This is a genomic window from Aminobacter sp. MSH1 (assembly GCF_003071665.1).
GTDB classification, from domain to species: domain Bacteria; phylum Pseudomonadota; class Alphaproteobacteria; order Rhizobiales; family Rhizobiaceae; genus Aminobacter; species Aminobacter niigataensis.
Window position 1 is genome coordinate 276,483 of sequence record NZ_CP026265.1, and the last position, 22,841, is coordinate 299,323.

At 56.3% G+C, this 22,841-nt stretch carries 19 protein-coding genes and 1 pseudogene; 8 read left to right on the forward strand and 12 right to left on the reverse strand.

What is annotated here, in order from left to right:
• Positions 1 to 348 precede the first annotated feature (348 nt).
• From CO731_RS01390 to CO731_RS01400, 3 genes and pseudogenes are all read left to right on the forward strand, one after another.
• Positions 349 to 702: pseudogene (locus CO731_RS01390) on the forward strand (Arm DNA-binding domain-containing protein); the annotation flags it as partial.
• Positions 703 to 913: 211 nt separating this feature from the next.
• Positions 914 to 2,722, forward strand: coding sequence for a glycosyltransferase domain-containing protein (locus tag CO731_RS01395; RefSeq protein WP_159091517.1), 1,809 nt, complete (start codon positions 914 to 916; stop codon positions 2,720 to 2,722).
• Positions 2,723 to 2,744: 22 nt separating this feature from the next.
• Positions 2,745 to 4,364: a glycosyltransferase gene (locus tag CO731_RS01400; protein ID WP_108605626.1), complete on the forward strand. Its 1,620-nt coding sequence runs from the start codon at positions 2,745 to 2,747 to the stop codon at positions 4,362 to 4,364.
• Positions 4,365 to 4,369: 5 nt separating this feature from the next.
• On the opposite strand, the gene CO731_RS01405 is transcribed toward CO731_RS01400, so the two are convergent.
• The 5 genes from CO731_RS01405 to CO731_RS01425 form a co-directional block, all read right to left on the reverse strand.
• Entirely contained in the window at positions 4,370 to 5,542 is a 1,173-nt protein-coding gene (locus tag CO731_RS01405; protein WP_108605627.1) for an acyltransferase, read from the reverse strand.
• Positions 5,543 to 5,644: 102 nt separating this feature from the next.
• The gene (locus CO731_RS01410) at positions 5,645 to 6,376 is read right to left on the reverse strand and encodes a hypothetical protein (RefSeq protein ID WP_159091518.1); all 732 of its coding nucleotides are present in this window, start codon (positions 6,374 to 6,376) and stop codon (positions 5,645 to 5,647) included.
• A gap of 37 nt (positions 6,377 to 6,413) precedes the next feature.
• A complete protein-coding gene (locus CO731_RS01415) occupies positions 6,414 to 8,375 on the reverse strand; it encodes a class I SAM-dependent methyltransferase (RefSeq protein WP_159091519.1) in 1,962 nt (653 codons plus the stop codon).
• A 278-nt stretch (positions 8,376 to 8,653) separates the two neighbouring features.
• On the reverse strand, positions 8,654 to 9,349 hold the full coding sequence (locus tag CO731_RS01420; protein ID WP_108605630.1) for a class I SAM-dependent methyltransferase: 696 nt from the start codon (positions 9,347 to 9,349) through the stop codon (positions 8,654 to 8,656).
• Between the two features lie 111 nt (positions 9,350 to 9,460).
• A complete protein-coding gene (locus tag CO731_RS01425; protein WP_159091520.1) occupies positions 9,461 to 10,546 on the reverse strand; it encodes an acyltransferase in 1,086 nt (361 codons plus the stop codon).
• Between the two features lie 82 nt (positions 10,547 to 10,628).
• Between CO731_RS01425 and CO731_RS01430 the strand changes: the two genes are divergently transcribed.
• Positions 10,629 to 10,865: a hypothetical protein gene (locus tag CO731_RS01430; protein ID WP_159091521.1), complete on the forward strand. Its 237-nt coding sequence runs from the start codon at positions 10,629 to 10,631 to the stop codon at positions 10,863 to 10,865.
• A 3-nt stretch (positions 10,866 to 10,868) separates the two neighbouring features.
• Here the strand turns inward: CO731_RS01430 and CO731_RS01435 are convergent, their stop codons facing one another.
• Both CO731_RS01435 and CO731_RS01440 read right to left on the reverse strand, forming a co-directional pair.
• Positions 10,869 to 11,606, reverse strand: a complete 738-nt coding sequence (locus tag CO731_RS01435) for a class I SAM-dependent methyltransferase (protein WP_108605633.1) — start codon at positions 11,604 to 11,606, stop codon at positions 10,869 to 10,871.
• Positions 11,607 to 12,145: 539 nt separating this feature from the next.
• Complete coding sequence (locus tag CO731_RS01440; RefSeq protein WP_108605634.1) at positions 12,146 to 12,373, reverse strand: hypothetical protein; 228 nt, start codon at positions 12,371 to 12,373, stop codon at positions 12,146 to 12,148.
• Between the two features lie 83 nt (positions 12,374 to 12,456).
• Between CO731_RS01440 and CO731_RS01445 the strand changes: the two genes are divergently transcribed.
• Genes CO731_RS01445 through CO731_RS01450 form a run of 3 tightly spaced genes read left to right on the forward strand, consistent with a single transcriptional unit; the run spans position 12,457 to position 13,547 of the window.
• Positions 12,457 to 13,134: a glycoside hydrolase family 108 protein gene (locus tag CO731_RS01445; RefSeq protein WP_108605635.1), complete on the forward strand. Its 678-nt coding sequence runs from the start codon at positions 12,457 to 12,459 to the stop codon at positions 13,132 to 13,134.
• Position 13,135: 1 nt separating this feature from the next.
• Positions 13,136 to 13,306 carry a hypothetical protein gene (locus tag CO731_RS28935; protein ID WP_199914533.1) on the forward strand — a complete coding sequence of 57 codons (171 nt, stop codon included), beginning with the start codon at positions 13,136 to 13,138 and terminating at the stop codon, positions 13,304 to 13,306.
• Position 13,307: 1 nt separating this feature from the next.
• A complete protein-coding gene (locus CO731_RS01450) occupies positions 13,308 to 13,547 on the forward strand; it encodes a hypothetical protein (RefSeq protein WP_108605636.1) in 240 nt (79 codons plus the stop codon).
• Positions 13,548 to 14,244: 697 nt separating this feature from the next.
• Here CO731_RS01450 and CO731_RS01455 read toward each other — a convergent pair.
• Complete coding sequence (locus CO731_RS01455; RefSeq protein ID WP_108605637.1) at positions 14,245 to 14,925, reverse strand: outer membrane protein; 681 nt, start codon at positions 14,923 to 14,925, stop codon at positions 14,245 to 14,247.
• Positions 14,926 to 16,715: 1,790 nt separating this feature from the next.
• Between CO731_RS01455 and CO731_RS01470 the strand changes: the two genes are divergently transcribed.
• Positions 16,716 to 18,062, forward strand: a complete 1,347-nt coding sequence (locus CO731_RS01470) for a site-specific integrase (protein ID WP_108605639.1) — start codon at positions 16,716 to 16,718, stop codon at positions 18,060 to 18,062.
• 932 nt (positions 18,063 to 18,994) lie between these two features.
• Here the strand turns inward: CO731_RS01470 and CO731_RS01475 are convergent.
• Genes CO731_RS01475 through CO731_RS01490 form a run of 4 tightly spaced genes read right to left on the reverse strand, consistent with a single transcriptional unit; the run spans position 18,995 to position 22,841 of the window.
• The gene (locus tag CO731_RS01475; RefSeq protein ID WP_108605640.1) at positions 18,995 to 19,978 is read right to left on the reverse strand and encodes an ABC transporter ATP-binding protein; all 984 of its coding nucleotides are present in this window, start codon (positions 19,976 to 19,978) and stop codon (positions 18,995 to 18,997) included.
• Entirely contained in the window at positions 19,971 to 20,987 is a 1,017-nt protein-coding gene (locus tag CO731_RS01480; protein WP_108605641.1) for an ABC transporter ATP-binding protein, read from the reverse strand. The genes CO731_RS01475 and CO731_RS01480 overlap by 8 nt, the downstream gene beginning before the upstream one ends.
• The gene (locus CO731_RS01485) at positions 20,984 to 21,895 is read right to left on the reverse strand and encodes an ABC transporter permease (protein WP_199914534.1); all 912 of its coding nucleotides are present in this window, start codon (positions 21,893 to 21,895) and stop codon (positions 20,984 to 20,986) included. The genes CO731_RS01480 and CO731_RS01485 overlap by 4 nt, the downstream gene beginning before the upstream one ends.
• Positions 21,896 to 21,899: 4 nt before the next feature.
• Positions 21,900 to 22,841 carry an ABC transporter permease gene (locus CO731_RS01490; RefSeq protein WP_108605642.1) on the reverse strand — a complete coding sequence of 314 codons (942 nt, stop codon included), beginning with the start codon at positions 22,839 to 22,841 and terminating at the stop codon, positions 21,900 to 21,902.

The following is a 22,841-nucleotide window of genomic DNA, read 5'->3' on the forward strand; positions in this document are numbered from 1 at the left end:
CTCGCTTCCGAAGCGCAGCCATGAACCGACCCGCCTGTGCTGGAACTGTGCCAGCAGCCAAATCGATCAATCTTTTGGGGAGCAAAAAGACGGAAAACTATATCTGTTTTCAATCTGTTAAATGGCGCACCCGACAGGATTCGAACCTGTGACCTCTGCCTTCGGAGCAATTAGATCTGCCTTATCCGAAAACCGCGATAGGGCACGCTACAGTACGATATCCATCTGAAAGGACTGGATATTTTCTAATTCTCTGGTGACCGCTCCTATCCAAAATCCACGCCCCGATTTCCGCCCGCGTGCTTACGTGGTGCTTACGCGAGAAGCCGGGCTCTTTGGAGGAAGGGTATGCCAAAGATCACCCAAAGGGTCGTACGCTTCCGAGATTCGTGACAAGGACTACATCATCTGGGACGACGAACTGCCCGGCTTCGGCCTGCGCGTATTCGCTTCCGGCAAGCGCAGCTCACGATCGGACTCCATGGCGTCTGGACGCCCGAGATCGCGCGCCAGGAAGCGAAGATCCAATTCGGTCGAGTGGCGCAGGGCGACAACCTCGCCGAAGAGCGACAACTCGACCACAAGGCGATCACCATCAAGGAGCTTTGTACGCTCTATCTAAATGATTTGAACGCGGGCTTGGTCCTCGGCCAAGGCGGTCGCCCGAAGAAGCCGACGACGATCGGGACTGATACCGGGCGCACCCGCACGACATTTGCGACCGGTTCGGTGACGCTGCCGCAACTGGCAGAGCGCGTCTATGCCCTGATATCGGGTCTACGGAAATTCGGCCTATTCAACTGATGGGGATGGAATTTCGCGGGAGAGAGCATTCTGCATAATTGCGATCATTTGCCATTTCATCTAACTGTCCAGCATAGGCAAAGCCACATTGTGATGCGGGTTCTTTACATTGGACTATCTAACTGCCCTTAAACATCTGCATCGAGTTCTCGCGCCGCAGAACTACTTCGAAGTTGGATGCCAGTATGGGTACAGCCTATCACTGTCGCGTTGCCCTTCAATTGCGGTCGATCCTTCATTTGAAGTCAGGGAGGAGCTTTCGGCTCCGACTCGCTTGTTCCGAATGACAAGCGATGAATTCTTTGCGCAACCTGATGTTCTAAATACTGTTGGCGCTCCGATAGAGCTCTCATTTATCGATGGAATGCACCTTGCTGAGTATGCCCTCCGCGATTTCATCAACCTAGAACGCTTGTCAAAGCACTCCGGGGTAATTGTCTCAGACGATGTTCTGCCTCCAACCATTGAGGCCGCTGCCCGCGAGCGTACGACCAAGGTTTGGACCGGCGACGTCTATCGCATAGTGCCAATTCTCAGGGAGTATCGCCCAGACCTAAATGTCCAAGTCTATGATGTGGAAATGAAGGGGATGTGCGTCGTCTCAGGTCTCAACCCCAAGTCCACAACGCTTTCTGACAATCTCTCAAAGATAGAAGAGCGGCTCGCATTGGCGCACTGGGCTTATGGCTCGGTTGAAGAGATCCATCGCAATCTGAAGCCTAGGAGCGTCGGCCACTTCGTGACGGACATTGAATCGATCGCCGCCAAAGCGAAAGTGCAGCAGGACCGTCTCCAAAAGGCTCCGTCGGCCAAACGTGTCTATCGCGAAATTCGCAGATTTGTGCGGCGAGTTCGCAACGCTGCGTCAGGTAGCAAGCCAACAGTCGCGCCCCAGGTTGATGTCGCGCCACCCGTTCGTCCCGAACAGGCCAAGCCTGCTGTTCAACACGTAACAATTGCAATCGATACGTTTGGACCCAGTGAGCAAGAAGCTGCGACTGTTATTCGAGCGGCAGATGCCTTCAAGTCTGAGTTCTACGCACGGACCCATGCGGGCAAGATCCCTGGGGGAATGGATCCAGTCGAGCATTACTGCCGCGTTGGTTGGAAACAGGGGCTGCAGCCAACTGAGTGGTTTGTTCCTGCTGCCTATATTGACGCCAATCCCGTGCTGAGAGAAAAGCGCGCAAATCCGCTCATGCACTACCTTAACCTGATCCTCAGCAATGGGAGTAAGAAGAGTGGAACGCCAAACGTTGGGCGTGTTGCAGTATTTACGGCCATTGTCGGTGGCTATGATAGCCTCAAGGAGCCTGCAATTCGCCCGGACAATGTAGATTTCTTCGTTTTCACCGAAGGTAATGTTCCCGCGGAGAGCGCTTGGTCAAAACGGGAAATTGATTACTACCACAAAGACCCTGTGCGCACTGCCAGGTTTGTCAAGACGCATCCCCATCTCTACTTGCAAGACTACGAGTGGTCGGTCTGGACGGATGGCAACCTGAAATTGCTCGTGGATCCGCAAGACCTAATATCGGGCCTCGACACCTCTCAGAATATGGCGACGTGGAAGCACCCCCTGAGGATGTGCATCTATGATGAGGCAGCCGAGTGTATACGCCGGAACAAAGATGCGGCTGAAATCATAGACCCGCAGATTGCCAGGTATCGCGCGGCAAGCTTTCCCGCCAAGTCGGAGCTTTTTGAAACGAGCGTAATCGTCCGACGGCATATGGACCAGCAGGTGATCGACACCATGAACGAATGGTGGCGTGAAACCGACAACGGGAGCCGGCGCGACCAACTGGGCCTGCCTGTTGCCATCCAGCGCACCGGCCTATCAGTTGGCCACCTCGCTCCTAGCGGAATATGTATGCGCTCGGACCATCGATTCGCCTTTGCGGCGCATGGGAAATAGGCGCCACCGGGGAGCGAATTGAATGCCAGACAATCCGGCAGTGGACATCGTTATTTGCGTTCACAATGCACTTGATGAAGTGCGAGCATGTATCGATTCCGTCATCCGAGCTCGATCTGACCACTTCGTTGAGAGATTGATCCTCGTGGACGACGGTTCAGCCGCCGAAACCGCTCAATATCTTGCTGAACTCGGCTCGATTCCTGGAGTGGAATTGCTACGCAGCGACGAGGCGACAGGGTACACAAAGGCCGCCAATCGCGGCCTTAGGTATTCCACCGCAGAAACGATAGTCCTTCTGAATAGCGACACCGTCGTCCCCCTGGGTTGGATTGCGAAGCTTCGTTCAACGCTTTCGTACTCGCCCGACATTGGTTTGGTTGGCCCGCTTTCAAATGCAGCGACCTATCAATCCGTTCCTCGAGTCGTCGATGAGGCTGGCAAGTTCGCGGTCAATATTTTGCCTGCCGACACATCAGTTGACGATTACGATCGCTGGCTTCAGGAGCGTTCGCAGGATGTAGAGATCCGGCCGCGTGTGCAGTTGCTCAATGGCTTTTGCATCATGCTGAAGCGTAGCGTCATTGAGAAGATTGGCTACCTCGATGAAGCCAGCTTTCCAAGAGGGTACGGCGAAGAGAACGACTATTGTTTTCGCGCTGGGGACGCCGGGTTTGGTTTGTTGGTTTCCATAGACACATTTGTTTTCCATTCTAAATCGGCAAGTTATGGCTCAACTATGAGGGACAAGCTTGCAGCCGAAGGCCGCAATGCCTTCCGCAGTAAGTATTCCGCTCATCGGATCGACGGGGCGACGGAGTCCATGCGGACAAACCCGATCTTGTCCGAAATTCGCAACAGGATGCAGGATCCAGTTACCTCTAGTGCCGAGAAGGCAGTGTCGCATCCTTCGGACGAGGAGTCCCTTGCCTGGTACTTGAGCACCAACACCTACGACCACATCGATTTCGGCTGCAGCAAGGGAGGTTCGCTTGAGTTCGCACGGCGAAAGTTGGGGGGCGCGCGAGGCCTCGGAATAGACCTAAGCAAGTCGAAAGTTGATCAGACACGTGCCGCCGGCTTCGATGCGTGCATTGCGGACGCAACCAGCTTGTCGCTGCATCCAGGCGCAGTCCGTTTCGTCACCATGCTAGATTTCCTCGAACACCTTCCTAGTGTCTCGAACGCACGGGGGTGCATATCAGCTGCGTGTGCTGTTGCATCCGAGTTTGTCTATATTCGACAGCCATGGTTCGATTCAGACGGGTATTTGTTTTCCCAGCAACTGAAGCTCTATTGGTCGGATTGGACGGGCCATCCGAACGCAATGACCTCGCTGGAATTTCACAATATCATATCCAATATCCCCGGCGTTCAACGATGGCGTCTATTCGGTGTTAAGCGCATAGATGACAGCAACCATCCCGCTGTGCATTCCCTGCTCTCGCCGAAGGACCAGAGTGTGTGGGAGGCGTCGAAACATCCCCCAAAGCCGAGCGTCAAGTTTTCCCAACCGATCTTCACGCAGATAGCCTGCGTCGTAGAACTCACCCAGCACGGCCTACCATCGATCGTTGAGGAGGGGCTCAGTGGGTACGAACTCATATTTGATGCGCGGGCGGCACTCCAAGCTGCAGCGTGAGGTCGCTACTGGGCGGCGTCCGCATTGGAAGATCGACTTGGCATCTGTTGAGCGGTAGGTGGCACCGCGCATTCGTCGTCTTCAGATCTGATGGGTAAGCGGTTGTTTTTCCGGGCTGATGACGTCAGCGGGTGAGATGGAACTTGGAGAATTCTCAAAAATCGTTCTGAAATGGTATTGATGCCGCGCTCTATGGGCTGACGGAAGCGATGCTCAACTGCCCACGAAACGACTGCCGCTAAAAAAATCACAGCAAGGGTGGCGATAGCTATGCGAATGTAGGGAGGAGTTATGCCCCAAGCATTCATCTCGCGGATCACTGCAACACCAACATTTTGGTGAAGCAAGTAGAGCGGGTAGCTAATCAGACCGACATAAACGATTGGTCGCCAGAGGCGGATGCCACGACACTGCACCCCAATAGCCCCCACAGCGGAAACAGCGGCGCCCCAAGCAAAAGATGAACTCCAACCCCAAAGGAAATACATTGTGACGACGCATGTGCTCACGATGGCGATCTGAGTGGCATAGTTCGCGCTTCGGGCTGCCACGCCTATCAAGAAGAATAGGCTAAAGGGGAAGATGAAGTATGACACAGAAATGCCGCGAAAGGGATAGATCGCGGTTTTATGGCTCATTCCAATGCCAGTGAAATGCATCAAAGCCCCTACGCTTACAAAAGCGACAAAAAGCCAAAGACCTGAATTAGGCTTTATGAAATAAAGTGCAGCGAAGACGACGTAGAACTTTACTTCAACTAGGATGGACCAGTAAGCACCGTCAACCAATGAGGAATTGGGAGAAAATAGGGGAACCCATAATGCGTTCTGAAATGCTGTTAGGGCAGAGACTTCGCGACTGGGGAGTCCGAAAAATCCGACAACACTGACCGTTACTACAATAGAGACCACCAGTGCCGGCTGGAGGCGAGTAAAGCGGCGAAGCAAAAACTGGCTTCTTGATCCCGACCTTTCGGCCGTCATCATGATACAATATCCGCTTACGATGAAAAACAAGTAGACGCCGTATACGCCATGCCATGGCCACGGAACCGTTTGATCAAACCTCATATATTCAGGTGGGAACCTGGCAGTATAGTGGTAGCTCAGCACAAAAAGAATTGCGATTGCACGTAAAGCATCAATCGCGTCGCTTCTTTCTTGGCGAGCTTCAGACATTGCCAGAAATTACTTTCAGCGTGTGATACTCGGGACGCGCGGTGCCGTTCGCAGATACCCACGAAGCCAAACTATCGGCAAGACCAAGGCTGGAAGAGAAACTCATTTTGAAAAATACTTCCCTGACCTGTGCCGTTCTACAGCTTGGGCCAGATAGCTGCCTTCCGGAGGTAATGCCCTTTTGTCGACGCCATTGCGGGTGAATATTTCATTCCAAAGATGGACTGCCACTGCTCCAGTAACTCGCTGCGAAACCTGCTGTCCTTTCCCTGGGTCAAGCACGAGCATTGCCTCTTTCCAATGCAGCGGATAGATCAACTGTTTGTCGACTGCCAAGCTTTCCATGCGATACTCATTTACAATTTGCGTCAACAGTCGAGGGCCTAAATCGCCCCATTTTGCAGTTTTGCGGACATCCCAGCAGTATTCTGCGGCAAGGCGCATCGCTTCATGTCCACGTGGAAATCGGAGCACCGCTCCGTTGAAATATTCGTCGTCCTGGCGCGCAAAAAGGTATTCGCTATGTGGAAATGCTGAACTGGTGCACAGAACGTCGGTGTCTACCCAACAAATACCGGTTTCAAAGATCATCCGATATCTAAACATATTTGAGAATGCTGAAACTTTTTCTCCGGCGCCTTTATAGAAGAACACCTTGTCACTGTTGTAAATCTGTGATGCGTCGGCAACGTGGCAGCCGTCAGGGACCGCCAGGTTCGCATCATAGCTGTAGATACGAAATTGGTGGCCGTGATCTAGGAAGCTTTGAACGCAAAGCTGACTGTGAGGAGAAAGGGCGCCCCCAAACCAAAAAGAGGCAAATGTCTGTGTCACTTAGCGACAACTCCGTTCAATGGTGCCGCTGATCAAATCAATCTTCGGTGACGCCTTTCAGCCGCAGTCGTATCTTGCGTATGCCATTCCGGACTCTTCCATAGAGTGATCGGTCGTATTTGCGAACACGGCTCTCTAGTAGATCTATCCGTCCCTGCATCTCGTTGATCACTGCCGGCGAGGGGGCGATCGGAGCACGCGCCTGGGGCGTAGAGGCGGGAGCTCTCGTGACGGTAGACGTTTGGTGTGAGGTAATCTGATTTGCCCAAGATAGTTTGCCAACGTTGCCAAAAAGCACTTGAAGCAGATCATTCATATTGCGGGACAATAGCGACACGTTCGCGTCGTCGGATAGACCAATCCTTGCAGGACTATTCTTGCCAACAATCAGAATCCCCAAGCCGTGACCATGCCCGAACTCGACATGCGGATATTGTTCACGGATGAGGCGCCAGAACCTCCACACGCCGAAATCTGCTTTGAACTCGTTGGTGTCATGAAACAGGATAATTCCCTGATCGGACATCTTAGCAAGCCACAGGTCGAAATCTTGTCGCACGGCATTGGCGGTATGATATCCGTCGACATGCAATACATCGATGGACCTGTCTTCGAATTGGGGGAGCGCTTCGGCAAAGTTCATCCGTAGGTAGCCAGCGAAAGGCGTGAATGGCTCCAGATTTCGTCGAAATTCAGTGAAGACACTCGGTTCGTGGGAACCCGCATGTGGATCACCCAACCAGTTGTCAATTGCCACGCATTCACACGGAATTCGATCTCGCTCGACCGCTTGGCATGCTGCCAGGAAACTGGCCCCGTTGTGGACACCAAGCTCCACGAAAGTGCGCGGCCGTAGCAGTGTGAACAACGAGAACATGAAAGGGATGTGCTCTGCCCATGCGGTTGCGGGGCGATGCTTAATATCCCAGAAAGCCGACTGTAATGCGTCGATCAGCTTCTCTATTGAAAAGGGCTGCACCGCAAGACCTGGTAAGCTGCGAAATGTCCTGTCAGCAAGGTCTGCCTGATCCCGGATATTGTCGCCAACGATTGCAATATTTTGCTTCAAGAGGCCTCTCTTGTCCATCTGCATTATCCGCCGCAAACGTTGGTTATTTAGCGGCTGTAGTTCTGGCGTTAGATTGGCGGCACCCTCTAGGGCTGGTTTCGCCAAAGGCGCGGTTTGTAGCAGGATGCTAGATTCTTGAAAGGCTAGTGATGCGGATTCTAGATCAACTTTTGCTCTTGCAGCTCCATATTCATGAAGCAACTGCTCCGCCATTGTCCAATCTGTGGGGTATGAAAGCAAATGATTGAGCGTATCAAACCAGTGGGAGCCTTCGCGGCCATTGTAATCGGGAACGTTAAGGTAACTTTCACAGCCTTGAAGAACTTTGTTCCATATCTGTTCAGTTGACCGGATCGGAATGTGTATAAGCTCTCCCATCGAGTACCCATTAATAGAGCCTAAAGTCTTATGCTTAAGCTTATGCGCACCCTTTGGGATCATGTAGTCGAGATCCGCTGCAATATTGCGACGCAATGCAACCTTGCCGTATCTGGAGAGGCCTTTGGCCTTTCTTCCATGTAGTTGAGGCGTGATCACGCCAGGGTCAGTGGGTAGGAAGTTCCGCCATTGGAACGCCAGCACGTCGTGCGCTTGGGCGGTTGAAATAGCCGAAATGAAGTCGTCCCGCGTAGAGTAGCTCAAGAATTCATCGGCATCGAGCACGAAAAGCCAATCGAAATCTGGCCAGTCGACTAGAGTCTGGCTTCGAAGCAGGTTTAAGACGGTGTGTTGGTCATAGGCTCGCTCTTTGTAGCGGAGAACCCGGAGCCGGGGTTCTGATTGAGCGGCGGCCGACAGAAATTCGTACGTGCCATCTGTGGACAGATGATCGGCCACCAAGACATAGTCAAACATCGCGAACTGGTGGCGCAGCCAAGTCTCTATTACATCCGCTTCGTTGCGGACCATCGATATTACTGCGGTCTTCACGACTTGCCCTGCCCAAAGTGCAACGACCCGTTGAGAAACTTCTCACTCGGCTGTTAAGAAAGGACTAGTGGCGTGTCAATGCAGCTGCGGTCTCAGTCGCTGCACCACGCCATGCAGCTCGACCAGCTTCTTACCGGACCCGCTTCGCCGGTCAGTTCAATCTCAGGCGGGCTACGGCCTCTTCAACCAGGAGTCCGACATGAACGGTCTTGTGCAAAGGCGTATGGCGAAGTCGCACAATTTCTTGCAGCGCTGACGCAGTTGCAACGGCCCCCAAACTACCGCTCACGGCGTCCCACGAAACGAAAACCTCGGACGAGTAGTTCCATCTCTGAACATTGCGTTCTATCGACACTTGCCGGGGGCGCTTTGCCCTCAAACGTGATGTCATAGGCGAGGATCGACCAAGGTTGGCGCCCCACTGACGCGAGAAACTTCGACGAAGTGAGCTTGTTCAATGAATGGCCGGCCGAATTCGCGCCAGGCATGGGGTTTTCGCTGAGATAGCTAGGGTCACCCGCGTCGAGATGTTCCCAGTTTTCTAGGCGCTTGCCGTCAACTCGCATATGCGCCCCGTAGGCCGAGTAGTAGAGCGGCGATACAGTCAAGAAGAACTGCCCGCCGGGCCGAGTGATTCTGTTAATTTCGGCCAATGATCTGTCGAGGTCGGAAACATGTTCCAGAACCGAGTGTGACACCGTCATGTCAACGCTGGCATCGGGCAGGTTGATCGTGTCGCCATCCGAAAGTACAAACTCGACCCCAGGGTGTCGCGCCGAATAGTCGACGATGTCAATTCCAACCACGCTGCTTCCCATCTCACGATAGAAGCGACCGAAACCCCATTTGCCGATACCGAATTCGGCAATGCGCCAAGTCGGTTTCACCTGAATCTTGCTGAGCAGATACTTCTGCATCGCCACGAAAATCAGACGTTTTTCTTCCCATTGTGCATCTTCAGAATTGACAGACATTTCGCACCTTTGCGATTGCGTGGTTGGGATCGACCCAATGATCTGATGCGGCCGACGGGATTGCCCTGCTTGCCGCGCAATGCGTCAAGTCTCGCGTGCCGAATTTTTCATCTATGCAGATGCGCCAGCCGCTGTTGTCCGCTTGGAGCCATCTGTCCCTGACTTACCAAACCGAACGAATGGACGTTCGATAAACCGGTAGGTCAGAGCGGATATGGAGACCGTGATCAGAAGCGCCGGCACCGTGAGCGCCAAGAAGAACGCCCAGGTTCCACTCTCGAAGTGGTCACGGATAGCCCACCGGTGCAAGCACGAAATCACGATCCAATGGATGAGATAAACGCTGTAGGAGATCTGCCCCAGGTAGACCAGAGTCCTGTTTGCGAAAAAGCTGTTCAACGCCGCGCTGTTGAACATGGCGAGCAACACAGCCGACCAGATCGCGAGCGGGTAGCTGCGGGTCACGCCGAACACCAAGATCACAGTCAGGACGCACAACGGAAGGCTGAGCGCGCCCAATGCTCTGATGTGCTCGCCCATTCGATAGGTGACAATCCCAATCAGAAAGAAGGTCAGACTGGTCGGCAAGAACGCGCCGTGCGGGAATGTGAAAGTCCGACCGAACAGTTCCCATGTATCGGGGGCGGCGATCAAGGCGAACACCACGACCGCAGCGAACACGGCATATCGCTCACTGAAAAGTGCCAAAATCAGCACTGGGGCCACGAGATAAAACTGCCATTCGAGAGAGATGCTCCAGGCGGGACCGAGAATGGCGGTTGCGCTGGCAGGTAAAATCTCATTCGGCAAGACGCCGTGAAGCATCGTGGCATGGGTGACGATGTAGGCCGAAGCGTACTGCTTATCGAACGCGAGGATACGCGGGTCATAAAGCTGGATAGCAAGCACCGCGAGTAGGCAAAAAGCCATAAGCGGGAACAGCCGAAGAAATCGCCGCCAAATGTACAGGCCAAAGGGTTCTTGGGCTTTCGTTATCAGATGGGTGATGACGAACCCACTGACAATCGTGAACCCGACGACGCCCTGGGCGGGTGTGCCCACAACATCTAAAGGCCACCAAAGGTCCGATTCGACAAATCCAGATGCCTGGAGTGCGTGTCCGAAGAAGACCCAAAAACACAGAATGGCGCGCGCGCCCTCGATCGCTGTGAAGCGTAGCCTATCGTTCGGTCGCAATTCTGTTAATCCCCGGTCCTGACGAAGGCAGATGCACCAGACATTTTAGGGTGTCAACGCCCACTCGGACCCTTATTGGAGCTTGGGCTTCAGGCGCTGCACCACGCCGCGCGGCGGCGATCCTCGCTTCGTGCATTATGGGCATAAGGATGAGGATTGGGAGATCGTCAAAGAAGGCCCAAGCGAGGGAGAGCGCAAGTTGAAGGACGGTGCCGTGACGGTACCCGATGGAATCCAGTACGATCGATTTGCCGTGCATCTTCTGGCGCTCGTCAAAGACCTGTACGCTGAAATTGACGATCTGAAGAAGCAAAAATGAGTCCTAGCGAAGCAACAGATCGTCCTTGCGCATCGCAAAGACACTGTGCCCGGTGAAGCCGCGCCAGGCTTCTTCTGGAACATTAGCTGATCTCAGCGCATTTTTCGTGAAGCGTCCCGTCAGGTCGTATTGCTCGGGAAGTCTGAAGATCATGCCGAGTGTCAAGCCAATATCCTCCACACCGAATTTCCTGACATGATCGAACTGACCGAACCGCCGATGCCGCTCCTCTTCCGAAAGAGGAAACAGCGATTCCTCATAGTGAGCGCCATAGATCGGGAAGCTGAAAACATGGACACCTCGCTTCGTCAGCGAGCGATGAAGATGATAGAGGATCGCCGTCACGTTGCATGGCAGATGCTCGATCACATGGCTGTGGATGATTAGGTCGAACTGCTCTGACGGAAGCTTGTCGGCATCCTTCACAAGGTCGAAGTAGCTCACTTTCACATGTGCGTATCGCTCGACATCGATGTCACGGGCGTCGTAATTCGCCTCGCCGACGCGGCTTTTGAGATGGTTGGCCAGCCCGCCTTCCGGCGCGAGATGCAGGACGCGCATCCCCGGTTCGGGGAACCCGAGGTCGTCCAGCATGAGTTTGATGACGCGTGTTCTCTCCAGCGAGCCGCACTTGCTGCACCGAACCTTTTCGCGCTTGTTCATATCGAGAAAGGTCGCGTCGCCGCAAACATTGCAGGCGATGGTTTCCCGTTTCCGGCGCAGCGTCGCCAACAAGTCCATAGTTGCTGTCTCTCTCTAGAAATCCACGCGCAATGCGCAGCCATAAGACAAAATTAGCACCGCCTCAACGGCGTCCTGGTCAGCAAAGGAATTCAAGCGCCGCCGTACCCTGATTTTCAACCGTCTTCGAATTTCGCGCTGATCCCGCACCCAGCGGGAATGACGGCGGCTGAGACGCATGAAAGGCTAGTTTTGTGCTAGATTTCCAAAGGCCGTATCGTAGAGTGGCTTCCAGGCGCCGTTGCCACCGTACTTTTCTAGGTAGGCCTCGGCAGAAGCCGTGACAGTTCCAGCTTTCCAACATTCGCCAGCCACCGATGCTTTCTGCTCGCCAAGCGCCAGCAGGACAGGAAGGGCTCCCTAACTGCTTCAAGGGTTTTCACATCAACGCCAATTTCAAGGAGGTTGTCGTTGATGGCAGCTAACATCGCGCGCTTATTTGACCAACTAGATGTGCCCAACCTGCCCTGCCAAGCGATCTGTTCTATCAAGAGTTTCGACTAAACTGTTACTGTTGGCGGATGCTGTTGAGAAGATGTTCAGCCTGATTGACCTGAGTTTTGAGTTTCGCCCATCCCAAAGGCCTCAAAACTTTCGACGAGTGGCAGAAAGTAAAGTAACGCGAAACCAAACCCGACCGCAGCGGTTACTCTCGCAGAGCTTGCCTTGTCTTCCATTGCCAAGATCCAAGTGGCAACTAAGAAAAGCCCTGCTCCGATTGCAAAGAGCAGCAACCTCGCCCCCCGGCGAATGATTTCCCAATTCATGACGAATCTCTCCCCTCACGCCGATTGAGCATAGCTCCAAGCGTCGTGTCGGCCCAATCGAACATTGAACCTAGAGAAAACACATGGACCGCAACTTCGCGCGGGCGCTTTCGCTCGTCTTGAAACATGAAGGTGGCTGGTCAGATCATCCGGCCGATCCAGGCGGCGCCACCATGAAGGGCGTCACGCTGGCGAACTTCCGCCGATACGTGAAGCCAAACGCGACCAAGGACGATCTGCGCAAGATTACCAACGAGCAGGGTGGCCCGGTCTATAGGCGCTTCTACTGGGATGCCGTGCACGGCGCCGAGCTTCCCGACGGGGTCGACTATGCCGTGTTCGACTTCGCGGTGAACAGCGAGCCCGGCAGGGCAGTCAAGTACCTGCAGGGTGTCGTTGGTGTTGCCGAGGACGGCAGGATCGGTCCGGCCACGCTGGCAGCGGTTCGAGCCAAGCCGCACGCCGCGGTCATTCATGATCTCTGCGGCCGCCGCATGGCCTTCCTACGCGGACTGAAGACCTCTGGCACCTTCGGCAAGGGCTGGTCCTCTCGCGTCGCTGGTGTCCGTTCCGAGGCGCTGAAGATGGCCGCGCCGAACACGGGCGAGGGCACCACCTCGAAACCCAGCATTCCCAAGCCTTTCGAGCCAGTTTCATCGTCCCCGGTCACCACCCCCGCCGAACCCGCCAAGGGCTTGGCCTACTTCCTGCAACTCATCAGCAAGTCGATTGCCGCGCTCTTTTCCAGGAAAGAACACTGACATGCGCAAGTATTCGAAATTCTTCATCGCGGCGTTCGGCATCGGTGCCTTGATCGGGCTGCGGCATTTCGAGATTGATATCCCGGGCCTAGACGCGATCGTGCGAGACCTGATCGTCGGTGCCCTGGTTGCCGGCGGCGTCTATCAGATCCCCCAGTCGGCGGGCGAGTAACATGACGGCGCTGCTCCTCTCGGCCCTGACCAACCCGACGCTGCTGGCGATCATGGGCGGCGTAATTGCGGCACTGGTGGCCTTCCTGAAAGGCAACAGCCGCGGCGCGCAGAAGGAGCGGGCCAAGCACGCTGCCGAGGAAGCCAAGGCCCGCGACATCCGAGACGAAGTACAGATCGACGTCGGTGCCATGCCGGCCGATCAGGTGCGCGCCGAACTCGCCAGGAGGGCCAGCAAATGAAGCGTCGGCTAGCCGACATCATCACCCGCATCCTGCTGCTGATCGTCGTCCTGACCGGGTTGGCGGCCTGCACGACGGCGCGGGCAGCTTCTGCGAGATCGCGCCCGATCTGCGATATTCGCACCAGGTGTACAACGCGATGTCAGACGCCGAGGCAGCGCGGCATCTGGCCTATCTCAAGACCGGCGAGAGGCTGTGCGGGCGGAAGCGATGACGGCCGGCAACCTCGACATCGAAATCGGCAAACTCATCGGCGCCGTCACTGCGCTGAAAGAAGACATCAGCGAAGCCTCGGAAAGCCGCCGATGCACGACGAACTGAAGGCGCTGACCGCTTGAGATCCACACGCTGCGCAGCGAGGTTAAGGATCTGACTGAGCGGATGAACGCCATTGAGCCGGGAGTGAAGGACTATCTCGGCGTCCAGCAGTAGGTGGCTGGCGCAGGCAAGCTCGGCAAGGCGCTGTGGTTCATCGGTGGGCTGATCCTGGCTGGAGCGTCGTCAGCCGTTGCGGTCTGGTACCAGATGACTGGCCGCACGCCTCCCTGACTTAAAGTTTCACGGCGCAGGCTTTAACTCCGCGCCGCAAATTCAAGTCTGCTTGACCGCCTCGCGGGCTCCGGCCGGCGGGGCCTTTTGCGTTTGGGGGCAGACAAAAAACCCCGCCGAAGCGGGGCTTGAAGCAGATCGACTGCGATCAGAACTTGTAGGCGAAGCCAACCCGGATGTCGTGAGACTTCAAGTCGTAGCGAGCATAGTGGTTTGGAAAGCCCGCAAACATATGCTCTTTGCCGCTTCCAAAATCGGAATATCGATATTCAGCACGGAGAATGAGGTTGTCCGTAGCCGCCAATTCAACACCCCCGCCCAAGGTCCAGCCGACCAGAGTGTCCTTGATCGCCGCGTCCGAAACGGTCATGTCATAGCCGAACTCGGCGCGAGACACGGCAATGCCGCCAGCAACGTACGGCAACCACCGGTCGACCGCGTAACCTAAACGGACACGACCAGCTGCCGTGTAGTCCACGTCGACCATTGTTCGAACGAGGCCGGGGAAGTCCTTAAACTCGGAATTTGCGCCCGACCAAGCGATGTCTGCGTCAAGGCCCAATACTATGTTATTGGAAAATTGATAGTTGTAACCAACGTAAACACCGCCGAGGAAGCCAGCCGGATCATGTGAAGTAGGCCACACAAAGGGATTGACATAGTCTGCATTGGCATCGCCCCAACTATTTCCTGCTTGCACACCGACATATGCACCAGTCCAGCTGAAGCCGGCCGGGGCAAGTTCAGGCTCAGTCGCAACGACGTCAGCCGAACGTGCGGCACCCGCAAATGCGACCACGACAGCCGATGCGAGTAGAATCTTTTTCATAGTACCAAGCCCCAATTGAATTCCCGGGCAACATACACACCAATCGCTGCAAAAGAAGATTTGCTGCAACTCTCGATGTTTTTTTTGGGGGGGGGGGGGGGGGGGGCTAATGTAGTGTTTCGGCAACAACACCCGAAAGGGTGAGGCGCGCCGAAGACTTATTGCAGCTGATCAAGGGCGGGAGTGTCTACGAGCGGTGCGGCGCCAAATATGACGAGCTGCTAGCGCTGTTGAAGGGACAGCGAGAAGAGTGACGGCCTCGAAGAAACGCGAGAACTCGAAGCACTGGCATATCCGCAAGAACCTACCGCACCAGGTGGCACTGCCAAACGACCTGTGATGCATGGAGAACTACGATCTCCTTGAGCGGTACTGTGCCGGCGTTTCGAACCCCGCCCCAAGACCCAGCAGGTCACGGCAATATGGCCGAACGGCAAGCAGGAGGACTTTCGGCTCTATTGCTTCGCGAGCCGAGCCGACGCTGACGTCTTTGCGGCCGAGTTCGGAGGCATTCACTTCGATCCTGCAAAGGACCGGGAGGGCGACCGCGTCAACGGCGCCTAGCTACGAACCGATGAGTGGAAGCTGATCGAGCGCTGCGGGCCACTGGAACTGCCGCGGTTCTTCCGCGAATATGGACGATAACCCTATCGCTTCCGCCGATCGCCGCATCAGCTAGTCGGTTTCGTTTTGGCGACAGCCACTCGTCTTCAAACAGATAAAGGAACTGAACTAGTGCGTCGGAGGCGCAAAGCCAACGAGGAATACAGCGCTGTAGCGCAGCTTCTTCCGTCGCCTTTAGAAGCTGCATCGCGAGCATATTTTCAAGCATTGCCTCCATATCGGCAACGGCGACTATGCCACGCTTCCACGAATCATCGGCCCCTTCGAGAGCCTTATAGTAGGGTGTCTTATCCACTGCGATAAGATCAGGGATCGTGGGGGCGCCAGGAAGGATGCTGTGAAGTTTCACACTAAGAACGAGATACGAGACAACGCGCGCCGTTCGCCCGTTCCCGTCTGCGAATAGGTGAATCCAATTCATCCGCCAAAACAAATAGGCTAGGTGGATCGCCGACATATGCCAATTTTGGTTCACATAGGAGCACATGTCCGCGACAAGATCAGGCACCTCTGTATGCGGTGGCGGATAGTGATTGCTCTTACCTATGTAAACGGGCGAATTCCTATAGGTCCCGGATAGAGATGGATACCCTCAAGTGCCTTTTAATGGAGACGCAAAATTATCGACTGAGTAAGCCGAAACTGTTTTTCACCTCCAAGGCCGCAAAATTCCCACATTGTGTGCCCAACTGACAGAAGGTGCCATCAGGCTATCATACATAGTGGACCATCAACCTTGTGCGTGCGAGCATGTGAGCCTGAGTGATGCAAGTATAAGGCTTCTCATGTCGCGCGTCCAACCGCCGCGGTGCGCTGCTCGGGCGATATCGAGCGCTTTAGAGGGCAGAACGCCATGGCCATCCCTTCAATGGTGAGCGTGTGGTGAGTTGGCAATTTCGCCAAGCTCGCTCAAACATCAGAAGTCATTGAAAAGATTGGCGCACCCGACAGGATTCGAACCTGTGACCTCTGCCTTCGGAGGGAAAAAATTGCGGCTTTCACCAACGTTTCTCTTTGTACGCCGTAGCTCTCTATCGCATTGATTCAACGCATTTATTTTGACATCAGCGCCGAATCTTGTAGGCTACGACAGGTCGAGATTTTCTCCCGCCTGCTTCCGTGGTGCTTCCGCAGAAGCAGATGAGGAAGGGCAAGAAGGGCAACTCATGGCCAGACTGACCAAGCGCGTTGTCGATGCAGCCGAAATACGCGATGCGGATTACTTCATCTGGGATGACGAGTTGCCGGGGTTCGGACTGCGCATGTTTCGGTCCGGAAAACGAAGCTACCTCGTCCAGTACCGCGCCGCCGGCCGTACCCGCCGCTATACGATTGGGCTTCACGGCGTGTGGACGCCCGAGACCGCCCGTCGTGAGGCGCGCATGCTTCTCGGAAGAATCGCCCAAGGCGAAAACCCGTCCGAGGAACGGCGCCTCGATCACCAGGCGATCACCGTGAAGGAACTTTGTGAGCGATATCTTGAAGATGCTGACAAGGGTCTGATCCTGGGCAAAGCGCGCCGACCTAAGAAGATATCTACGCTGACGATCGACAAGAGCCGGATTCGCCGTCACATCATCCCCCTTCTCGGCACCCGTCGCGTCAAGGACATCGCTTCACCCGACGTCAACCGCTTCGTCCGTGACGTCACTGCCGGAAGGACCAAGGCCAATGTGAAGACCAAAGCGCGAGGTCGCGCGATTGTTCGTGGTGGAGCCGGAACAGCCGCTCGTGCACTAGGGTTGCTCGGTGGCATTTTCACTTACGCGATAGAACAAGGAATCATCGAGAGGAACCCTGCCCACGGCGTTCGGAAGCAAGCTGATCGCGTGAAGGACCGCCGCCTGACAGAGCAGGAGTATCGTGAACTCGGAGCGATCTTGCGGAAGGCTCGAAAGAACGATGCCTTTGGCACCTCTGTCGCAGTGATACGGTTTCTCGCCCTTACGGGATGTCGGAGGAGCGAAGTGGTGAGCCTGAAATGGGCGGAGGTGGATGAGGAAAATAGCTGCCTTCGATTCGATGACAGCAAGGAAGGGGCCTCCGTAAGGCCGGTTGGGCTGTCCGTTCTGGACATGACTGATGGTCTAAGGACGGATGAGCCGGGCACCTTCGTTTTCCCGGGCACGGTCGAGGGCAAATCGCTGGTTGGCTTTCCCAAATATTGGAAAAAGGTTCTCAAGGGGACGACGCTTGAGGACATAACACCCCACGTGCTTCGCCACAGCTTCGCCAGCATCGCCAACGATCTCGGCTTTACGGAAGCCACCGTTGCAGCGTTGCTCGGTCATTCTCGCGGCACAGTCACGAGCCGCTACATCCACACCATTGATACCGCACTGATCATGGCGGCTGACACAATCGCGGGCTACATCAATGGACTGCTGGACGGCATGCAGTTTAAGAGAACTTCCTACGCCCTCGATCGGGCGGCAAGACAGACCGCTCTCTCACGCTTGTTTTCTGAGGTCGTGACTAACGAGACTGCCGACGTCGAAGCGCGTGCAGCGTAGCTTGGTGCTGCGCGTGATCTGGCCAAATCGTCTCGCGGGCTCGACGCGTCTGTCTGACGCGGGCCGGTCCGCTGACCAGTTCTGCCTCCGGTCAAACTTGAGCCGGCCACTGGCAGGTTCAAATCACGGGCACGCAACCACCGATACCGACATTCGCTGATCGTGGCGATTTGAGAAAGCTGAGCCCCATCTTGTCGCCAGTCTAGTGAAGATGGCGGTCCCGGAGGGACATCATCTTTTCAACAAAAACAAAAAGCTAAAGGACGGTAGGCCCAGCCATATCCTTCGTATGCCCGAAGGCCAGATAATGTCAGGCAGCACTCGCGTGCACGTTGTCCCTTTGCGGTAAACTACCCTCAGCTTCCTAATCCTGTCGGGATCACCGACGATGGTCGGGCCGGGCTGCTCAGCCTCATCGACGAGAAGCGCATTGCCCGAATTCGTGCGATCTCCAACCCTGTACACGTCCATGTTGCGCGGGAGTTGATCCTCAAAAGAGGCGTTCCGTGGTCCGCCGCCCCCCTTACCAACTCATCAGATCGCCGGTCGTCGTTGCCTCCATGGTGTCGACGTTTCCAGCAAAGCCGCAACTTGGAACAGTGTGGCCTCGGCGAACGGCCTGCCTCCTAACTGTACCGAGAGGAGCAAGCCTTTCAGGCCGAATCCCATGCAGACGGCGATGGCAGGATAGCCCGTCAGGTTCCAGGAAGCGCGAAACTTGGTTTCTCAAGACCATCCCAGAAGGTCACTCCGTCCATCAGCGGCGCAATCCTCAGCTGTCCACGCCATCGGTCCGACGTGATCAAACAAATGCGCAAGCGGGATATCGCGTCAATTCGACCAGGGAAACCGCCTTCAAATGTGTGACCACGCCACTGAATAGAAGCGGAAAATTGGCTCGAGATAATCGAAGACTGAGTCCCCACCTCGGTTCAGATCACGGGCCGGACGTCGCCATTGGCTAAATGGCATGCGGCGACACCGCCGTGAGGAACAGAACGCAACTCAGGTTCGTCCACGCGGCAGATATCGATGGCGACGGGACAGCGCGTATTGAACCGGCAGCCTTTTGGCGGTGCGCTTGGGCTTGGAGGATCGCCCGCGAGGATGATGCGGCGGCGGTCGGCCTCGATACGGGGATCGGGCGAAGGAACCGCAGAAAGCAGAGCCTGGCTGTATGGATGGGCGGGTTCGTGGAACAGCGGCCGCGTCAGGCCAGCCTCGGCGATGCGGCCGAGATACATCACCGTTACCTCCGAGCAGACCTCGCGCACGATCGCCAGGTCATGTGCGACGATTACGATCGTGAGACCGAGCTGCTTTTGGAGGGACGTGAACAGATTGACGATCTGTGCGCGGATTGAGACATCGAGCGCGCTGAGCGGTTCGTCACATACCAGTATGGACGGTTTCAGCGCGAGTGCGCGCGCAATCGAAACCCGCTGACGTTGGCCGCCGGAAAGTGAGCGCGGAAGTCGGTCGAGCACGGTTTCCGGCAGTGAGACGAGTTCCAGCAGTTCGGCGATGCGGCGTCTGCGCTCCACCGACGAGCCAAGACGGTGGATCTGCAAGGGCTCTTCAAGGGTCTGGTATACGCTTTGGCGTCGACTCATCGACCCCAAGGGATCTTGGAAGACGAACTGAACTTCGCGGCTAAACGATTTTCTGTCCGATTTCAGCCATTCGGCGCGATTTCTTCCGCCGATCAGGACAGTGCCCTCGCTCTCCTTTTGAAGGCCGACGATGGTGCGCGCGAGCGTGGTCTTTCCGCAACCGGACTCGCCGACGATGCCGTGGAACGCACCGCGCGGGATTGTCAGATCTATGCCATCGACAGCCCGAACCGCACCGGTGCCGGAGCGGTTCGGAAAATGAACCTTCAATCCCTTGACCTCGATCGCGGCAAAATCAGACATGCGCGTCAATTCCCTCTCGCCTAAGCACGACCGGGCAGGCCACGCGATGCGGGTCTGTGGACGCAGAAGATATCGTCTGAAGCTGCGGCCGGTGTTGACGGCAGTTGGGTTCGGCGAGGTCACACCGTTCAGCAAAGCGGCATCCTGGCATCAGTTTGATCTGGCTGGGTGGCAACCCCGGTATTTCACGTGTCGCGACCTTGTCGTCTGCCCGAAAATCCGGGACCGACGCGAGCAGCCCGCGCGTATAGGGATGAATGGGCCGCGTCAGGACATCCATTGCGGTTCCCTCCTCGGCCACCTGCCCGGCGTAAAGAACGATGACCCGGTCTGCGACCGACGCGACCACGCCGATGTCGTGAGTGATGAGCACGACCGCGATGCCTTCCTCGCGCTGAATCTGGCGGATCAGCTCCAAAATCTGCGCCTGCACGGTGGCATCAAGGGCCGTTGTCGGCTCGTCCGCGATCAACAAACGAGGCCGGGCTGCGAGAGCGAGGGCGATCATTGCACGCTGCAACATCCCGCCGGACATTTCATGTGGATAGCGATGATAGCGGTCCTCGGGATCCGGAATGCCGGAACGTGCGAGAAGCGACACCGCTTCCCTTCGCGCGGCCTCACGCGATAGACCGGCGAAACGGCGCGCTTGGGAAGCTAGCTGCGGGCCAATCTTCGACATCGGGTTCAGCGCGCTCATCGGGTCCTGAAAGATCACGCCGAAATAGCGCCCGCGTAGGTCCGACAATTGCTTGGAATTCATACCGAGCAATTCGCGCCCGTCGGCCCGCGCCGACCCACGCATATCCACGGTCACGCCCTCAGGCAGCAGGCCGAGAGGGCCGAGCGTCATGACGGTCTTACCCGACCCGCTTTCGCCAACGACCGCGACTGTCTCCCCGGGGCGAACGCTGAACGACACGCCGTCGACCGCCCGTACGGAAACGGTCGTGGCATAGAGATCGATGACCAGATTGTCGATCGAGTAGATTGCCTGATTGTCGCTCATGCCGAAGTACCTCCGGTTTCGACGGCATTGCGGTCCGCCTCTTCACGTGCACGAGCTTCCCGACGCTTGCGGAGCATTCTGCCTAGAACGGGCCTTGGTACCTTTTGCAGCGCAAAAGTCTCCCCGAGCAAATTGAAGCTGACGACAACCAGCGTCAGGGCCAGGCCGGGCAGGACGACGAGCCGGGGATACTCCTCGATATAGCTCATGCCGTCGACGAGCATCTGGCCCCACTCGGGCGTAGGCGGTGCGACGCCAAGGCCAAGAAAACTCAGTGTTGCGATGGCCAGCACGAGAGCGCCCGCATCCGCGCTTGCGTAGACGACCACCAGCGCGAGCACATGCGGCAGTATATGCCGCACAAAGATCCAAAGATGCCCTGCTCCCATGACCCGTGCCGCTTCGATGTAGGGTTGCTGCAGTTCGGCGGTGACAACCGCACGGCTCATGCGGGCGTAGTTGGCCCACCAGGCCAGCGTAAGCGCAGTGATCATCGACCAGTATCCAGTACCCAGGATGCCGATCAGCGCCAGCGCGATCACCAAGCTGGGAAGCGCCAGCGCTATATCGATCATGCTGATCAGCACAAGCTCTACTCGGCCGCCGACATATCCGGCAAAGGAGCCGATCACCACGCCGATGGCGAGGGCCGCCACGAGAACGATCGCCATCGCCACCAACGAAATTCGGGCACCGCCAATGATGCGGCTGAAGACATCGCGACCGAGATAATCCGTCCCGAACCAATGGCTCCAGCTCGGTCCCTGCAACGTCGCCGAATAGTCCTGTGCGCTGGGATCGTAGGGCATGATCACCGGAGCAAGGATACCGATGAGGACGAAGGCGACTACGGGAAGAAGCACCAACCAGGGCCAGCTCCTCATGTCCTTGATCGAAGGCATGGTCATGTTCCTACGCTCCCCGCGCCCGGCGCATCCGTGGATCTGCAAGCATGCAGATGACGTCGACAAGGAAATTGACCATGACGAAAAAGAACACGAACAGCAGCAAAACCGACTGCATGCCGATGAAGTCGCGGAAACGTATCGCCTCGATGAAGAAGGAGCCGACGCCGCGCAGCGCAAAGACAGTCTCGACGACGATCGATCCAATGATCATGAGCGTGAATTGGGCGCCGAAAGTAGTCAGGAACGGTATTGCGATGTTGGGCAACGCCTCACGCAGCAGCACTTGGGTTCTGGTGTGGCCCTTGGCGAAGCCGGTGGTCGCAAAGGGCCGCGACATTGCTTCCTGGAGGTTGACCCGAACGACGCGGCTGAGCACGGATGCTGGAAACAGCGCGATTGTCACCCACGGCAAGAGCCACGAGCTAAAACCGCTAATACCGAAAGTGGGAACCCAACCCAGCATCACCGAAAACACGATGACCAGCAATGCGGCCACGAAGAAGTTCGGGGTCGAAGCGCCGATCAGCGAGAACGCGTGAAGGAACCGATCCATCGCACCGCCATTGCTGACCGCCCCGGCAAGGCCCAAGCCTAGCGCAAGGACGAAGGCAAGAACGCCACCGCCGCCGAGCAAAACAGCCGTCATTGGAATGCGGGCGGCGAATTCCTCGGAAATTGGCTTTCCTGTCCTCAGCGAAACACCGAAATCGCCAGTCAGGGCACTGGCAAGCCAGCGTCCGTATCGTATCGGAAGCGGGTCGTAGAGGCCAAGTTCGTTGCCGATCTTGGCGATCATTTGCGCGTCCGCTCCGGGGCCGGCCGCGCGCTCGGCAATAAGGGCCGCGACATTGCCAGGAGCCGCCGCCACCAGGGCAAACGTCAAAGCGGATGCCGCCACAACCAGGAGGCAGGCGAGCAACATCCTTCGCAGAATAGTGCGTCTCAT

Coding starts and splice junctions, on each gene's coding strand:
- CO731_RS01400 (WP_108605626.1), top strand. CDS start 2,745: ATGCCAGACAATCCGGCAGTGGACATCGTTATTTGCGTTCACAATGCA.
- CO731_RS01405 (WP_108605627.1), bottom strand. CDS start 5,542: ATGTCTGAAGCTCGCCAAGAAAGAAGCGACGCGATTGATGCTTTACGT.
- CO731_RS01420 (WP_108605630.1), bottom strand. CDS start 9,349: ATGTCTGTCAATTCTGAAGATGCACAATGGGAAGAAAAACGTCTGATT.
- CO731_RS01435 (WP_108605633.1), bottom strand. CDS start 11,606: ATGGACTTGTTGGCGACGCTGCGCCGGAAACGGGAAACCATCGCCTGC.
- CO731_RS01440 (WP_108605634.1), bottom strand. CDS start 12,373: ATGAATTGGGAAATCATTCGCCGGGGGGCGAGGTTGCTGCTCTTTGCA.
- CO731_RS01445 (WP_108605635.1), top strand. CDS start 12,457: ATGGACCGCAACTTCGCGCGGGCGCTTTCGCTCGTCTTGAAACATGAA.
- CO731_RS28935 (WP_199914533.1), top strand. CDS start 13,136: ATGCGCAAGTATTCGAAATTCTTCATCGCGGCGTTCGGCATCGGTGCC.
- CO731_RS01450 (WP_108605636.1), top strand. CDS start 13,308: ATGACGGCGCTGCTCCTCTCGGCCCTGACCAACCCGACGCTGCTGGCG.
- CO731_RS01455 (WP_108605637.1), bottom strand. CDS start 14,925: ATGAAAAAGATTCTACTCGCATCGGCTGTCGTGGTCGCATTTGCGGGT.
- CO731_RS01470 (WP_108605639.1), top strand. CDS start 16,716: ATGGCCAGACTGACCAAGCGCGTTGTCGATGCAGCCGAAATACGCGAT.
- CO731_RS01475 (WP_108605640.1), bottom strand. CDS start 19,978: ATGTCTGATTTTGCCGCGATCGAGGTCAAGGGATTGAAGGTTCATTTT.
- CO731_RS01480 (WP_108605641.1), bottom strand. CDS start 20,987: ATGAGCGACAATCAGGCAATCTACTCGATCGACAATCTGGTCATCGAT.
- CO731_RS01485 (WP_199914534.1), bottom strand. CDS start 21,895: ATGACCATGCCTTCGATCAAGGACATGAGGAGCTGGCCCTGGTTGGTG.
- CO731_RS01490 (WP_108605642.1), bottom strand. CDS start 22,841: ATGAGACGCACTATTCTGCGAAGGATGTTGCTCGCCTGCCTCCTGGTT.